General features: G+C 70.3%; 13 protein-coding genes. 9 read left to right on the top strand and 4 right to left on the bottom strand.

Annotated features, from left to right (window positions below):
• Positions 1-218: 218 nt before the first annotated feature.
• From A5780_RS02240 to A5780_RS02230, 3 genes are all read left to right on the top strand, one after another.
• On the top strand, positions 219-1,859 hold the full coding sequence (locus tag A5780_RS02240; protein WP_082976235.1) for an AlkA N-terminal domain-containing protein: 1,641 nt from the start codon (positions 219-221) through the stop codon (positions 1,857-1,859).
• Positions 1,856-2,383: a methylated-DNA--[protein]-cysteine S-methyltransferase gene (locus tag A5780_RS02235; RefSeq protein ID WP_030518620.1), complete on the top strand. Its 528-nt coding sequence runs from the start codon at positions 1,856-1,858 to the stop codon at positions 2,381-2,383. Before A5780_RS02240 ends, A5780_RS02235 begins: the two co-directional genes overlap by 4 nt.
• 84 nt (positions 2,384-2,467) lie before the next feature.
• On the top strand, positions 2,468-3,970 hold the full coding sequence (locus A5780_RS02230; RefSeq protein WP_064902134.1) for a carboxylesterase/lipase family protein: 1,503 nt from the start codon (positions 2,468-2,470) through the stop codon (positions 3,968-3,970).
• On the opposite strand, the gene A5780_RS02225 is transcribed toward A5780_RS02230, so the two are convergent.
• Together A5780_RS02225 and A5780_RS02220 are read right to left on the bottom strand one after the other, a co-directional pair.
• Positions 3,971-7,336, bottom strand: coding sequence for an AAA family ATPase (locus tag A5780_RS02225; protein WP_064907580.1), 3,366 nt, complete (start codon positions 7,334-7,336; stop codon positions 3,971-3,973).
• A 22-nt stretch (positions 7,337-7,358) separates the two neighbouring features.
• Complete coding sequence (locus tag A5780_RS02220) at positions 7,359-8,531, bottom strand: exonuclease SbcCD subunit D (RefSeq protein ID WP_064907579.1); 1,173 nt, start codon at positions 8,529-8,531, stop codon at positions 7,359-7,361.
• A 120-nt stretch (positions 8,532-8,651) separates the two neighbouring features.
• On the opposite strand from A5780_RS02220, the gene A5780_RS02215 reads away from it, so the two are divergent.
• On the top strand, positions 8,652-9,788 hold the full coding sequence (locus A5780_RS02215; RefSeq protein ID WP_064907578.1) for a DNA recombination protein RmuC: 1,137 nt from the start codon (positions 8,652-8,654) through the stop codon (positions 9,786-9,788).
• 58 nt (positions 9,789-9,846) lie between these two features.
• Positions 9,847-10,731, top strand: coding sequence for a DUF6542 domain-containing protein (locus A5780_RS02210; protein WP_064902137.1), 885 nt, complete (start codon positions 9,847-9,849; stop codon positions 10,729-10,731).
• A gap of 325 nt (positions 10,732-11,056) precedes the next feature.
• Here the strand turns inward: A5780_RS02210 and A5780_RS02205 are convergent, their stop codons facing one another.
• Positions 11,057-12,064 carry a 4-hydroxy-3-methylbut-2-enyl diphosphate reductase gene (locus A5780_RS02205; RefSeq protein ID WP_063016958.1) on the bottom strand — a complete coding sequence of 336 codons (1,008 nt, stop codon included), beginning with the start codon at positions 12,062-12,064 and terminating at the stop codon, positions 11,057-11,059.
• A gap of 139 nt (positions 12,065-12,203) precedes the next feature.
• Here A5780_RS02205 and A5780_RS02200 point away from each other — a divergent pair, with 139 nt between their 5' ends.
• The 4 genes from A5780_RS02200 (at position 12,204) to A5780_RS02185 (ending at position 14,915) form a co-directional block, all read left to right on the top strand.
• Positions 12,204-12,980 carry a lipid droplet-associated protein gene (locus A5780_RS02200; protein WP_063016959.1) on the top strand — a complete coding sequence of 259 codons (777 nt, stop codon included), beginning with the start codon at positions 12,204-12,206 and terminating at the stop codon, positions 12,978-12,980.
• A 116-nt stretch (positions 12,981-13,096) separates the two neighbouring features.
• Entirely contained in the window at positions 13,097-14,344 is a 1,248-nt protein-coding gene (gene xseA / locus A5780_RS02195; protein WP_218022062.1) for an exodeoxyribonuclease VII large subunit, read from the top strand.
• Positions 14,341-14,568, top strand: a complete 228-nt coding sequence (locus A5780_RS02190) for an exodeoxyribonuclease VII small subunit (protein WP_063016960.1) — start codon at positions 14,341-14,343, stop codon at positions 14,566-14,568. Before xseA ends, A5780_RS02190 begins: the two co-directional genes overlap by 4 nt.
• Before the next feature lie 2 nt (positions 14,569-14,570).
• Positions 14,571-14,915, top strand: coding sequence for a VOC family protein (locus tag A5780_RS02185; protein WP_030518610.1), 345 nt, complete (start codon positions 14,571-14,573; stop codon positions 14,913-14,915).
• 18 nt (positions 14,916-14,933) lie between these two features.
• Here A5780_RS02185 and A5780_RS02180 read toward each other — a convergent pair whose 3' ends face one another.
• Positions 14,934-15,497 (bottom strand): DUF4245 domain-containing protein, encoded by a 564-nt coding sequence (locus A5780_RS02180; protein ID WP_063016961.1) that lies wholly within the window; start codon positions 15,495-15,497, stop codon positions 14,934-14,936.
• Positions 15,498-15,560: the final 63 nt, after the last annotated feature.

Here is a 15,560-nt window from a genome sequence, read left to right as displayed (position 1 = left end):
GTTCGCGTGTGATCTGCGACCAACCGTTCGCACCTCACCCGCCCGCCCCGGCCGACCCGAAAACCTTGCGACGCTGCGGAATAGGCCCTTTACGGCGGTTATATCCAGCTGCTCTCACTCAGTGCACCGTTGATAGCCGACAGCTATGTCGCTGAAACGTTGACCATCCGGGGTAGTTGTCTGATTCCCGCTAGCGCAGGCGGCTCCGGGCTGACAAGGTGGACTGCGTGAGTGTGAACGGTCTGGACTTCGAGCGCTGTTATCGAGCGGTGGCCACCCGCGATGCCCGTTTCGACGGGCAATTCGTCACGGCGGTGCGCACCACCGGAATCTACTGTCGGCCATCGTGTCCTGCTATCACTCCGAAGCGTACGAATGTCACGTTCCTCCCCACCGCGGCCGCCGCGCAGCAGAACGGATTCCGCGCCTGCCGCCGGTGCCTGCCCGATGCCGCGCCCGGCTCACCCCTGTGGAACACCCGCGCCGATCTGGCCGCGCGGGCGATGCGGCTGATCGCCGACGGCGTGATCGAACGCAGCGGCGTCCCCGGCTTGGCCGACAAGCTCGGCTATTCGCAACGGCAACTGACCCGGGTACTCACCGCCGAACTCGGCGCCGGTCCGCTCGCCCTGGCTCGCGCCCATCGCGCTCACACCGCCCGGCTGCTCATCCAGACCACGCGAATGCCCATGTCCGACATCGCCTTCGCGGCCGGCTTCGCCAGCATCCGGCAGTTCAACGACACCGTGCGCGAGGTGTTCGTGGTGAGTCCGACCGTGTTGCGCGAGGAGGCGCGGCGGCTGCGCGGCGACGCACTGCCCGCCACCAACGGCGCCCTCACCCTGCGCCTGCCCTATCGTGAACCGCTCGACGCGAGCTGGCTCGAATGGTTCCTCTCCGCGCATGCCGTCCCCGGGCTGGAGAGCTGGGAGGACGGCGTCTACACGCGCAGCCTGCGCACTCCGCACGGGCATGCCACGGTGCGCGCGAGTATCCACCCCGGCCATGTGCGGGCCAGCCTGGCGCTGCACGATATGCGCGATCTGGCGCCGACCGTCGCGCGGATCCGGCACCTGCTCGACCTGGACGCCGATCCGGTCGGGATCGATGCCGCCCTCACCGAGGGCTTCGGGCCCGGGGCGCCGGCCATCGGCGCGGGCATTCGCGTACCGGGCTGCCTGGACGGCTCGGAGTTGTTGCTGCGCACCATGATCGGACAGCAGATCTCGGTGTCGGCGGCGACCACGCACACCGCCCGCCTGGTCGACGCGCTGGGTGAGAACGTCAACGGCCCGATGCCGCGCCTGTTCCCCACCGCCGAAGCCATCGCCGAACGGGGCGCCGACGTACTGACCGGACCGGCCCGGCGGACCGCCTCGATCGTGGGCGCCGCCCGTGCCCTCGCCTCCGGTGACCTGCGTCTGCATGCCGGCCGGACCGCCGCCGACGTCCGCCGCGATCTGCTCGCCCTCGACGGGGTCGGCCCGTGGACCGCCGACTACGTGACGATGCGCCTGCTCGCCGACCCCGACATCCTGCTGCACACCGATCTCGTGGTCCGGCAGGGCGCGGCCCAGTACGGCATCGATCTCACCGATACGTCGCGATGGGCGCCGTGGCGGTCGTATCTGTCGATGCATCTGTGGAAGCGCGCGCTCTCCGAACGCACCGCGGTGGCCGGCGCCGCAACCGCGCGAGCTGCCCTCGCACGCAACGGTGGATACCCCGCCGGCCGCGACGACGCCACCCGGCCCGCGCCCGCGCGCAGCACACTCGACCGTCGTGGCGACGCCGCGCGCACCGGAGTCGCGGCCGCCGAGGCCGACCGTAGCGCGGCCTATCTGGGCGCGCGGCGATGAGCACCGCCGATTACGCGACCGTCCCGACCCCGATCGGGCCGTTCACGGTGATCGCCGATGCCGACGGCGCGGTCCTGGCCTCCGGCTGGACCGCCGACGCGGAAGGTCTGCGCGGTCTCGTCCATCCGCGGCTGCGGCCGGACGCGTTGCGCCGCTACGACGCGCTGGACGAGCTCACCGACACCGTCGAGCGGTATCACCAGGGCGAGCTGGATGCCGTCGACGGAGTGGCGGTCCGGCAGGTGTCCGGTCCGTTCCTCGAACACGCGTGGTCGGTCCTGCGAGCGGTGCCGGCCGGCGCGCCGATCACCTACACCGCCTTCGCCGTTCGGTCCGGTCGCCCGGAGGCCATCCGCGCCGCCGCCAACGCCTGCGCGCGCAATGCCGCCGCCCTCTTCGTTCCGTGCCACCGGATTCTCCGCACGGACGGCTCGCTCGGCGGCTTCCGCTGGGGGCTCGGCTGTAAGCGCTGGCTGCTCGCCCACGAGCGCGCGGCGGAGGACAGCGCCCACCTCGGCCGCTGAACGCTCTCCCAGGATCCCCCGCGCCGAACTCGTGTCGAACCCTCGCTTCGGCGGGCAGAATGCGGAACGACGAAGGAGTTCTGCATGGAAACGATCGTGTCGGTCACAGGTGGCAAGGTCCGGGGCAACACCGAGAACGCGGTGAGCACATTCCTCGGTATTCCCTATGCGGCCGCGCCCGTCGGTCCGGCCCGGTTCGACCTGCCGCGGCCGGTTCCGGAGTGGGACGGCGTGCGCGATGCGCTGACCTACGGGGCGACCTGTGTGCAGTCGCAGTACCCCGCGCCGATCCACGCCCTGATCGGCAGCGACGGGCTGCCCGGAGACGAGTACCTGAACCTGAACGTGTGGACGCCCGAGGTCGGCGGCTCCGGTCTGCCGGTCATGGTCTGGATTCACGGCGGTGCCTTCACCCGCGGCTCCAACGCCCGGACCATGTACGACGGAAGTACGTTCGCCCGCGACGGGGTCGTGGTGGTGTCGATCAACTATCGGCTCGGGATCTCCGGCTTCGCCGCCGTGCCCGGCGCGCCGCTCAACCGCGGGCTGCACGATCAGATCTTCGCGCTGCGCTGGGTGCACGACAATATCGCGGCGTTCGGCGGGGATCCCGACAATGTGACCGTCTTCGGTGAATCGGCGGGCGGGATGAGCGTGGTCGATCTGCTGACCGCGGCTCCGGCGCGGGGACTGTTCCGTCGCGCGATCGTGCAGAGCGGCAACGGATCCGCGGTCGCCGAGGCCGAGGACGCGGTCAAGGTCGCCGAAAATCTCGCTCGCACACTGGGAATCGAGCCGACGGCGGCAGCCTTCGGCGAACTCGGACCGGATCGGCTGCGAACCGCACAGGACGCGGTGGCGCTGGAGTTGATCACCAATCCCGATCCGAATCGGTGGGGCCGCACGATCATCGACCACGGTCTCGGGCTTCTGAGTTTCTTCCCGGTGATCGACGGTGAACTCATCGAGAACCGGCCGATCGATGTGCTGGAGCGCTCCACCGCCCACGCGGTGCCGTTGCTCATCGGCTGGACGGCCGAGGAATTCCGGTTCTTCACCTTTCCGACCGGCATCGCGGCCACGCTCACCGACGAGACGCTGGGGCCGGTGCTGTCCCGCTACGGCGTCGACCCCGCCGTGGTGCGGGTGTATGCCGAGCATCGGCCGCGGGCCACAGCCGCCGACCTGTTCGCGGCCGTGATCACCGACGTGGTCTTCCGCGACGATTCGATGCGCATCGCGGCGGCCAACGCCGCCGCCGGTGCGCCGACGCACGTGTACGAATTCGGCTGGCGCAGTGGGGTTCCCGATCTCGGCGCCTGTCACGTGGTGGAGATCCCGTTCGTCTTCGACAAACTCTCCGAGGCGCATCCGCTGACCGGACCGAACCCTCCGCAACCACTGGCCGACGACGTCCACCGGGCCTGGGTGGATTTCGCGACGCACGGCGACCCGGGGTGGGCGCCGTTCGGAGCGGACCGACAGGTGCGGATGTTCGACTTCCCGAGCTCGGCCACCGTGCCCGACCCGCACGCCGCGGAACTGCTGGCACTGCGCGAATCGGGGAGCAGATTGCGCCGCGGGTGATCAGGCGACGATCGTACGCAGCCGCGAGCCGGTCGGTTCCCGGATGACGTGGAGCCGGCTGGGGATGCGCTGTCGCATCTCGTCGACGTGGCTGACCACACCGACAACCCGTCCACCCGAACGCAATTCGTCCAGTACGCCCATCACGGCGTCGAGGGTGTCGGCGTCGAGGCTGCCGAAGCCCTCGTCGATGAACAGGGTGTCCAGTACCAGGCCGCCGGATTCCGCCGCGACCACATCGGCGAGGCCGAGCGCCAGTGACAGCGAGGCCATGAAGGTTTCACCACCGGACAGGGTTTTCGCGGGACGGACCGCGCCGGTGTAGTCGTCGCGGATGTCCAAGCCGAGACCGCCGCGGCGCCCGCGCGGGCCGGCCGCATCGGAATGGACGAATTCGTATCGGCCACCGGACATCCGGCGCAGACGTGCCGAGCCGGCGATCGCGACCTCTTCCAGTCGCGCGGCGAGCACATAGGAACGCAGGGACATACGGCGGTTGTTGGCACCGCGGCCCGCGACCACGTCGGCGAGACCCTCGAGTTCGGTGTGCGCCTGCTGCAGGGGGGCGATGCGGTCGGCCGCGGCCCACAGTTGACTGCCGAGTTCCTCGAGTTGGGCCACGCGGCGGGTGCTCTCGGCGTGCGCGGCGACCGCGGCGTCCAGCGCGCGGCGGGCCTCGGCCACGGCCGCGTCGACCTCGGCGAGGTCCACGGCGTCGGCATCGGCCGCGGCTCGGACGTCGGGTTCGGCCAGAACCGCTTCGGCGTGGGCGCGACGGCGGTCGGCGGCGACGAGCTCGGCCTCCATCTCCTTCTGCTGCTGCGGTGTACGGGTCGCGGCCGCAACGACTTTCGCGTAGGCCGCGAGCACGGCATGGTCGGGCGCGCCGGACGCGGGATGCTCGGGTTCCGGAGCTGCCGGCAGGTCGGCGGCGCGGGCGGTCTGTTCGACGCGGCGGGCGAGGTCGGCGAACTGGTCGTCGGCGACGGCGGCGTCGGTGCGGGCGGCGAGCAGATCCGTGGCGTCGGCGATGAGCGCGTCGAGCCGGGCACGGCGACGCTCGACCGTGCCGTCGGCGCCGGCCGCCACCCGGACTCGATCCGTCAGTTCGGCCAGCCGGCGGTCGGCGGCCAGGATGCGTTCCTGCACTGCGCTGGAACGGCTTTCGAGTTCTCGAAGGCGGCTGTGCAGTTCGGTTTCGGCGGTGCGCAGCCGCTCCACCTCGGCGCCGCGATCGGCGGCGGCGCTCGCCTTCTGCTGTGCGGAGCGGAACTGCTCGGTCGCCGCGTTCACGGCGGCGGCCAATTCCGCGGGGTCGCCGTTGCCGCCGCGCTCCCCGAGCAGTTCGATCCGGCGTTCCAGTTCCGTGCGACGGGTGAGGGCGCGGTCGCGTCGTTGTTCGGCGGCGCGTTCGGCCTGCACCGCCGCGTCCTCGTCGGATTTCGCGACGGTGACGGCGGTGGGCCGGGCGGGAGCCGGATGGTCGGCGGAACCGCACACGGTGCACGGCTGCCCTTCGACGAGTGCACCCGCCAGCTCCGCCGCCATTCCGGCCAGGCGACGTTCGCGAAGATCGAGGGTGCGCTCGCGCGCATCGGTATGGTCCGCCCGGGCTCGCTCGAATTCCTCGGTCGCTGTGGCCAATTCCTTCCGCGTGCCCACGAGCTCGACCGCCGCCTGCGCCGCGGCGCGGGTTCGCTCGCATTCGCGTTCCAGACCCGGCAGCGCGGCCTTGGCATCCGCCGCCTCGCGCAGCGCCACCTCGGCCGATCGAATGGCCTGCGGCAACTGCTCCCTGCGCTGCGACAGCTGCTCCAGCTCGCGCGATACGGTGGCGTATTCCGTTCGCAGCCCGGCCAATTCGGCGGTCACGCGGACGGCCGACTCGGCGTCCGCGCGAACCTCTTCCAGCGAGCCGATATGCGCGGACCACCGTTGTACCGCGGCGTCGAGACCACGGTCCGCTCCAGCCGCATCGGCGCCCGAGTCGTCGAGCGCGCCGGCAACCTTCTGCCCGCCCGACCGGCCCGGCTGGTTCTGCGCACCCACATCGGAGCGAGTCCGGTTACCGCGCGACTCCGGCGCCGCTGCGGGCCGGACGAGGTCGATGGAGAACAACTCCCATTCGATCGGTTCGTCCACCGCACCGGGCTCCTCCGGCGAGGGTGTCGTGGCAACCACACCGTCGTCGGCGGCGGTGCGACTGGTGTCCGGAATGGCCGGAATGGCGGAGAGCTCCTCGGCCATATCGGTATCCGCCAATTCGGCGGCAGCGAGCTCGGTTGCGGCCCATGTCGTTCCCGGAAGCTCGGCGGATTCGGGTTCGAGCAGGCGGACGGCCAGGCGTTCGGCCAGGTCGCGGGCTTCGTCGGTGCGGCGGCGCAGGGTGACCGCGGCCGTGCGGGCGTCGGCGAGCGCGGCCGCCACCGGTTCGACGCGGCGGGCGCGGTCCAGATCGGCCTGGACACGATCGCGGGCGGGCGCGCCGGCGGCGTAGTCGTCGAGTTGGCGGCGGGCGATCGCGGCGCGTTCGCGACGCTCCTGGACCCGGCGGTGTTCCTCGGCAGCGGTGTGCCGCTGGGCCGAATCCTCTTGGCAGCGAGCCAAATCCGTCGCGGAGCGCTCGGCCTCGGCGCGAGCCTGCGCGAGGAGCTGCTGTGACCATTCCACGGCCTCGAGCGGCCCGACGGCTTCGGTGGCGCCCAGGCCGGCGGTGATCGCGACCTGAGCGATCAGGCGGTCGACGCTCTGGCGGTGATTGTCCAGTTGCGCGGCGCTCTCGCGTCGCCGCTGCGCCAGCCATTGCTCGGCCGTGCCGAAGCGTTCGGTGTCGAACAGCCGCTCGAGCAGCTTCTCCCGATCTTCGTTGTCCGAGCGCAGGAACCGCGCGAAATCGCCTTGCGGAAGCAGCACGACCTGGAAGAACTGATCGGCGCTCATCCCCAGCAGCCGGCTCACCTCGTCGCCGATATCGGGGATGCGGGACAGATGTTGCCCGCGCCCGTCGAGCCACTCCAGTGTCGCCGCGGCCTGTTCGGTCCGCATACCGGTGCCGCGCTTCTTCGGCCGCTCGAACTCCGGCGACCTGGTCAGGCGCAACCGGCGGCCGCCGAGCGTCGCCTCCAGCACCACCCGGGGCGCGGTCTGCGGATCGGCGTGGTCGGAATGCAGGCGTTTACTCTCGCCGCGGGCCCCCGGCACTCGGCCGTAGAGCGCGAAGGCGATCGCGTCGAGCACCGTCGTCTTCCCGGCGCCGGTATGACCGTGCAGCAGGAACAGCCCGTCGGCGCCGAGCTCGTCGAAGTCGACCCGCGCCGTCTCGGCGAACGGTCCGAAAGCCGTGAGCTCCAGCCGATGCAGCCTCATACGCCACCCGCCCGGGCGCCGGTCATGCCGACAACTCCGCCGAGGCCGCCACCACTTCGGAGACTGGTTCGCGCCGAGCCGCCGACAGTGCCTGCTCGATCAGCGCCATCTCCCCCGCTGTCGGTTCACCGCGCACATCGCTGAGGAAGCTGTGCGCGATCTCGCTGTCGCGGCGGCCGTGCACCCGCTCGCGGTAACGCAATTGCGAATTCGCCTCCGGGCGGGTCCATTCCACATGCACCGCGTGCGGGAAGCGTCCGCGCAGCCGGCGCAGCGCGTCGACCGGGCGCGCGTGATCGGTGAGCACCGCCGAGACGTAATCATCCTCGGCATCGGCATATTCGGCCGCGGACAGCAGCTCGTCCAGCACGCCGGTCAGCTGGCGCAGGCCCCGTACCACCGGAAGTTCGTGGCGCTGCACCGATGCCAGCCCGTCGGCGTCCAGATCGACGATCCACACCGCCTTGCGATGCGAACGCTCCGCGAACGAATACGGCAGCGGCGAGCCGGAATACCGGACCGACTCCGACAACGTCTGCGGCGAATGCAGATGGCCCAGCGCCACGTAGTCGATGCCCTCGAACGCGCTGAGCGGCACCGTCTCCACCCCGCCCACGGCGATCGAACGTTCCGAACCGGTCGCCTCGGCACCGACCACGAAGGCGTGTGCCAGCACCACGGTTCGCGGATCGCCGCGGCGTTGCCGGTCCGCACGGATACGGGCCAGCGCGGCATCCAGGATCTCGGCGTGCGAACGCGCCTGCGGCACATCCAGTTCCGCGCGGGTGATTTCGGGTTCCAGATACGGGATGCCGTAGCAGGCGATCGGTCCGTGCTCGTCGGCGAGCATCACCGGCCGGTCCACCTCCGCCACCGACGTGCGCAGATGCAGTCCGCCCGCCGCGGCGAAGCTGCCCAGGGCGCCCAGTCGCGTCGGCGAATCGTGATTGCCCGAGGTCGCGACGATCGTCGCCCCCGCGGCGCGAATGGCCTCGAAGCCCTTGTTGCACACCGCTATCGCGTCCGCGCTCGGAATCGACCGGTCGTAGACGTCGCCCGGCACCACGACCACGTCGACCTGCTGCGCGGTCACCAGCTCCGCCACCGCCTCCAGCGCACGCGCCTGATCGGCCAGCAGGTCGACACCGTGAAAGGTGCGCCCGATGTGCCAGTCCGAGGTATGCAGCATCCGCATGTGGCAAGAGGCTAAGCCATCTCACCGACAAGGTTGAATCGCTCCGGCGTGTCGACGAGTGGTGCTGGGGAATTGCCGGGATTCGCGAACTTGTCGGTGGGATAGGGCACTATCGGGCTCATGACCGCATCGATGCTGTTCGCGTTGTTGTTGGTGTTCTGCGCGGGGGCCGGCCTCGGGTGGCTGGGGCATGCCGCCCGGGCGGGGCAGCGGGCGGCCGCGGCCGAAGCTCAACTCACGGCGCTGCGGGAGAACGAACAGCTGCTGCGGCACTCGCTCGGCGCCGCGAGCGCCGATGCGGCACGGCACAATTCGCAGGCCATCGGCACGCTGGTCGAGCCGCTACGCGAGGCGCTGGGCAGTTTGAACCAGCACATCCAGCAGGTCGAGCACAATCGCATCAACGCCTACTCCGGGCTGCGCGAACAGGTCGCGGGGATGCAGCGGATCTCCCAGCAGTTGTCCACGCAGACCGGTGAGCTGGTGTCGGCGCTGCGGGCGCCGCAGGTGCGCGGGCGCTGGGGGGAAATACAACTCGAGCGGGTCGTCGAACTGGCGGGCATGGCCAAACACTGCGACTTCGACACGCAGGTCACCGCGAGCGGCCGCGACGGCCTGATCCGCCCCGACCTGGTGGTCCGGCTGGCCGGTGACCGCCAACTGGTGGTCGACGCCAAGGTGCCGCTGACGGCCTATCTGGACGCCACCGGCGAGACGGATCCGCGCCGGCGCACCGAGCATCTGGCCCGGCACGCCAAACACCTGCGGGCGCATGTCGACCAGCTGGCCGGCAAGGCCTATTGGGAGGCCTTCGATCCCAGCCCGGAATTCGTGGTCCTGTTCATCCCCGGCGATCCGTTCCTCGACGCCGCGCTGACCGCCGATGCCGGTCTTCTCGAGTACGCCTTCGGCCGCAACGTGATCCTCGCTACACCGACGACCCTGATCGCATTACTGCGCACCGTCGCGTTCGGCTGGCGACAGGAAGCACTTTCCCGAGATATGGCAACCGTTCAGCAATTGGGTCGGGAGCTGTACAACCGGCTGTCCACCACGGGCAACCATCTCGACAAGCTCGGCACCCAACTCGGTAAGGCCGTCGACGCTTTCAACCACACAGTGGCCTCGATCGAATCCCGCGTGATGGTCACCGCGCGCCGGCTGCACGAACTCGATATCGGCGATCGCGCCGTACCGGCAATTGCTCCCGTCCAGTCGTGGCCACGCGCGGTAGGCTTCTCGGACACCAACGAGTAACTCCGGCAGCAGCCCGGCCTCGACACACGTTCCGGCCGCGGCAGATAGTGTGCTTTACGTGGCAGCTACCCAACGCGAGCGATCCGATGTACCCGCCTCGCACCTCTCGATCGTCCCGTCGGTGCCCGGCATCCCCGCCGGCGCCGCGGTATTGATCGCGGTGGCGTGCACTTTCATCGGATTCTTCATCGACTCCGGAAACAGCGGCAAGGAGCTGACCCATGTGTTCGCCGCGTTCTACATCATCGGATGTGTGATCGCGGCGTGCGTGGTGCGCTATCGCGGCCTGTTCACCACCATGGTGACTCCGCCGCTACTGCTGTTCATCGCCGTCCCGCTGGCCTATCAGCAGCTCACCGGGCACAGCTCGACCTCGGTGAAGGACATTCTGCTGAATCTGGCGATTCCGCTGGTGAACAGATTCCCGACCATGGCACTGGCGACGGTCCTGGTGCTGGGCGTGGGCGCCCTGCGGGTGTGGCTGTACCGCAATGCCGACACCACCGCGCGCCCCGGCCGGGAACGCACGCGCGGCAGCGACAGCTGGAATCCGCGCTCGGCCGCCGGCCGGGCTCGTCGCACGCGGAGCGAAGCCGGCGCCGAGGACACCCTGCGGCGCAGTTCCCGGGGTCAGAAGCGCGGTGCGGAGGCCACCAAGGCCGCCAAGACTCCCAAGCGTGGCGATTCGGCCGCTCGCGGGTCCGGGGCGGCCAAGCGGAGCGCGGAGCCGGAACCCGCCCGTGCGGCGCGCCGCACGGGCGGCAAGGTGGCCGAACGCCCGCCGCGCGTCTCCGCCGCCGCGGCCTATCCCCGCACGGGTGAGCGCACCCGGACCGCCGAACGCACGCGAGTCGCCGAACCGCAGCCTCGTCGCGGCCGGCCGCAGCCGCCGAGTGATGTGCCCCCGCATCCTCGGCCGAACGTGCGCTACCGCGACCGCTGAGCCGAACGTCGCGGGCGCCGAACCGGTTACGGCTGCGCCCGTAGCGGTCATCCCCGAATTCCCCACGCCCACTCATCGTCTCGATGGCGCGCGCCGTTACGTGCCGCAAAACAGCACGCTCCCAACGTGGTTCGAGGTCGGGAAGCACCGGCGTCGACGAGCTCCCGCGCAGCTGAGCGACACGTCCCGGACGTGAACGGCGGCCCTATCGCCGGACGCCGCCGACCGTCCCGCGAGCGAATCGCCATCGCGACCGCCCCGCGAGCGTCGCCGGACAATGGCACGGGCCCTGGCGTTGCGAGGGTCTCGTAGGACCCGCGCTCGCTCAGCGGCGGCCGGTGGTGCGCAGTTCGCGCGGGAGGGCGAAGACCAGGGTTTCGTTCGCGGTGGTTACGGGCTGGACCTCGCCGTAGCCGTGTTCGGCGAGCAGATCGAGTACGCCACGCACCAGGATCTCGGGCACCGAGGCACCGGAGGTGACGCCGACGGTCCGCACGCCCTCGAACCAGGCCGGGTCGACCTCGCGGGCGAAATCGACCAGGTAGGACGCGCGGGCGCCCGCGTTCAGGGCGACCTCGACCAGCCGCTTGGAGTTGGAGGAGTTGCGGGAGCCGACGACGATCACCAGATCGCATTCCGGCGCCATCGCCTTCACCGCGACCTGGCGGTTCTGGGTGGCGTAGCAGATGTCGTCGCTGGGCGGGTCCTGCAGATTCGGGAAGCGCTTGCGCAGCCGCTGCACCGTCTCCATGGTCTCGTCCACCGAGAGCGTGGTCTGCGACAGCCAGATCACCTTGTTCTCGTCGCGCACCTCGACGCCGTCGACCGCGTCGGGGCCGTCGACCAGTTGCACGTGGTCGGGCGCCTCACCGGCGGTGCCCTCGACCTCCTCGTGGCCCTCGTGGCCGATGAGCAGGATGTCGAAGTCGTCGCGGGCGAAGCGCTTGGCCTCCTGGTGCACCTTCGTCACCAGCGGGCAGGTCGCGTCGATGGTGTGCAGGTTGCGAGCCGCCGCGGACTCGTGCACCGCCGGCGACACGCCGTGCGCGGAGAAGACCACCACCGCACCCTCGGGCACCTCGTCCGTCTCGTCGACGAAGACCACGCCGCGCTCGCGCAGGGTCTCCACCACGTGGCGGTTGTGCACGATCTCCTTGCGCACGTAGATCGGCGCACCGTGCTTCTCGAGGGTGCGCTCCACGGTTTCCACCGCCCGGTCCACACCCGCGCAGTAGCCGCGTGGTTCGGCGAGCAGCACCCGCTTGCCCGCGCCGGTGCCGGCCGCATCGGCCGACCGGGCGATTCCGACATTCAGGGGGATAGCCGAGGACATGCCCACAGCTTACGTGCGCCGGCCGACGGGGAAAGTCCCGACCGCGCACAGCGGGTGCGGCGGTGCGACGGGACGCGCGAGAATGGAACACGTGAACTCTGTTCTTTGCATCACCGGCCGTTTCGGGCAGGCTAGGGACATGTTCCGACCTCCCTACCTGGCCCGGGTCGCCGCTGGGGCCGCCGTCTACGCCCTCGAGGAAACTCGCCGGTTACCCACTGTGGCAATCCATCTGCCGATCACGGCGATCAGCCAGTTGCTGCAGACCTCGATGCATCTGCAGCAGTTCGTGACCAGCCTCGCCCTCAAGGGTGACGAGGTCTTCGACAGATTGGCCAATCGCCCGGTGGAGCAGCCGGAATGGGCCACGTTCGACGAGGATCTCGACGACGAGCAACCGTTCGGCAGCGGCGATTTCGCGGCGCGGAGCGACAGCGATTTCGCCGCACGGCTCAGCCGCTTCGATCTGTTCGCCGAATCCGACCCGGCCGAAGGCGTCCCGGAACCGACGGCCTCGATCACCCCCTCGCCGACCAACGGCTATGCCGCATCTCACACTGCGGAATCGGACACTACCGAAGCGGCCACCGCGGAAACGGACGCGGCGGAGAGCACCGCCGCCGAGGCGGCCGGCGCGGAGGCCACCGAGGCGACCGGCGAGGACACGGACACCACCGGAACGGGCACCGCCGGCACCGCGGCGTCCGCACCGGCGCAATCGCGCGGCGTGATCGAACCCGAGGTCGCCGGGCGGTACGACTACGCGAACATGACGCTGGCTCAGCTGCGGGCCCGGCTGCGCATGCTCAGCGTCGAGGAGTTGGCCGACCTGCTGGCCTACGAGCAGCAGACCCTCGACCGGGCGCCGTTCGTGACCATGCTGACGAACCGGATCGCCACCGTGCAGGCCAAGTGACCGACTCACACGCCGACGCGCCGGCCGCCGGGGCCCGAGCCTCCGGGGAACCGGCGCGTTCTGCTGCCCGCCCCGCCAACTCGGCCGAACAGCCGTGGCCGGTGCGCACCATCGCGATGAAGGTCGCGCAGTGGATCGACCGGCTCGGCAGCGTCTGGGTGGAGGGACAGATCACCCAGATCAATCTGCGGCCCGGCACCCGCACCGCGTTCCTGGTGCTGCGCGATACCGCCGCCGACATGTCGCTGTCGATCACCTGCGATCCGCAACTGCTGCGCGCCTCGGCCGTCCCGCTGCAGGAGGGCAGCCGGGTGGTGGTCTACGGCAAGCTGTCGTACTTCACCGGCCGGGGCACGATCTCGTTGCGCGTCACCGAGATTCGACCCGTCGGTATCGGCGAACTGCTGGCCCGCATCGAACGGCTGAAGGCGCTGCTGGCGGCCGAGGGTTTGTTCGATCCGCGGCTGAAGCGGCCGATGCCGTTCCTGCCCAAGGTGATCGGCCTGATCACCGGCCGCGCCAGTGCCGCCGAGCATGACGTGGTGACCGTGGCCCAGCAGCGCTGGCCCGCGGTGCGTTTCGAGATCCGCAACACCGCCGTACAGGGCCCCACCGCGGTGCCGCAGATACTCGACGCGCTGGCCGAGCTCGACGATCACCCGGAGGTCGAGGTGATCGTCTTGGCGCGCGGCGGCGGCAGTGTCGAGGATCTGCTGCCGTTCTCCGACGAAACCCTGTGCCGCGCCATCGTTTCCGCGACCACCCCGATCGTCAGCGCGATCGGGCACGAGCCGGACAATCCGCTCTCGGACTACGTCGCCGATCTGCGCGCGGCCACCCCGACCGATGCGGCCAAAACGCTGGTCCCCGACGCCGCGGCCGAACTCGCCGGTGTCCGGGAACTGCGCGCCCGCTCGGCCGCCGCCCTGCGCGGCTGGGTCGATCGCGAGGCGCGCGCGTTGCAGCAGCTGCGGTCGCGCCCGGTGCTGGCCGATCCGCTGCGGATCCTGGAGCAGCGCCACGACGAGATCGAGCGGCTGCGGACCGCGGCCCACCGCGCGGTCGAGCACTGCCTCACCAGCCAGGCCACCACCGCGCGGCATCTGCGCGACAAGCTCACCGCGGTGGGCCCGGCCGCCACCCTGGCGCGCGGATACGCTGTCGTACAACGGGTTACCGGTAGCGAACGCCATGTCGTGCGCACCGTCGCCGACTCCCCACCGGGCACGCAGTTGCGTATCCGGGTCGCCGACGGCGCGATCAGCGCCGCGGCCCTGGGCAGTCAGGCACTCGCGAATCCCCTGCCGGCTCAGCGGGTTACGGACCGGCCGGCACCGCCATCCGAACAGGAGGAGTCGTCATGACCGAGAGCGAAGACGCCGAAATCGCGACCTTCGGCTACGAACGCGCGCGCGACGAGTTGGTCAACGTCGTGAAGATGCTCGAACAGGGCGGAATGGACCTCGACGATTCGCTGGCCCTGTGGGAACGCGGTGAGGCGCTGGCCAACCGCTGCGAGGAACATCTCGCCGGAGCCCGCCGCCGGGTAGAGGACGCGCTGTCGCGGCGCGGCGCAGCGCAGGATTGAGCATGGACATCCGTCGTGTCGTCCCGGATCTGCGGGTCGCCGATATGGCGCGGGCGCGCGCCTTCTACCGGGCGCTGGGCCTGGACGAGGTGATGGATCTCGGCTGGGCGGTCGGGCTGGCCTCACCGAGCAATCCGACCGCACAGATCCTGCTGATCGGCGCGAATGCCGATGAGCCGCAACCGGATATCAGCGTCGAGGTCGCCGATGTGGACGCCGCGCACGAGACGATGGTCGCCGCCGGAGCCGAGGTGGTCTACGCGCTGCGCGACGAGCCGTGGGGTGTGCGGCGATTCTTCGTCCGCGATCCGGACGGCACGGTCGTCAACGTCGTGAGCCACCGCTGAGCCACGGGGCGGCGATTCTCAGGGCTGCAGCGGGGCGGCGGCGTCGACGGCCTGCGCGAGCGTCAGATAGGCCGCCTCGTTCGCGGCGCCCTCGAGCAGCACGCGGCTCTGCCCGAAGTCGGAGATCCAGGCCGGCTCACTGCCCTGCACGTGGTAGACGGTCCACTTCTGGTTGCCCACCATTCGGGACCCGGAAGGACTGCGGGTGTCGACGATGTGGGCGGCCAGCGCGCTCTCGCTCGCATTGCTCTGGCTCAGCTGCAGGTAGGTGCCGTTGGAGGTGATGAAACCGACGGTGCTGACGGTACCGCCACCGGTGCCGGTCACAGTGTCGCGACTACCGGAATTGGCCTTCCAGTCCGCCGGAACCGCGGGGTCGCGGATCGGGAAGGGCAGCGCCTTCGCGTCGTCGTGCAATGCCGACTGGACATCGAAATTCGGCACCTGACCGGGCGTGGGCCCGTGCGCGGAGAAGCTGCACTGACTGGCCACCGCGGCCAGCACCACGCAGATCAGTACCAGCGGGATCAGCGACCAGATCAGATCCCGGTAGTCGTTGAGGATGCGTGGTTTCTGCGACACGTCCCAAGTATCCACACGCGGCCGAAGCCGCCGAGCCTCGCCCTCCGGCCACGAGGCCGACAT

The sequence above is a fragment of the Nocardia sp. 852002-20019_SCH5090214 genome (genome assembly GCF_001665865.1).
GTDB lineage: Bacteria > Actinomycetota > Actinomycetes > Mycobacteriales > Mycobacteriaceae > Nocardia > Nocardia nova.
The sequence above is the reverse complement of the archived record's forward strand: the minus strand, read 5'-3'. Positions and strand labels throughout refer to the sequence as shown.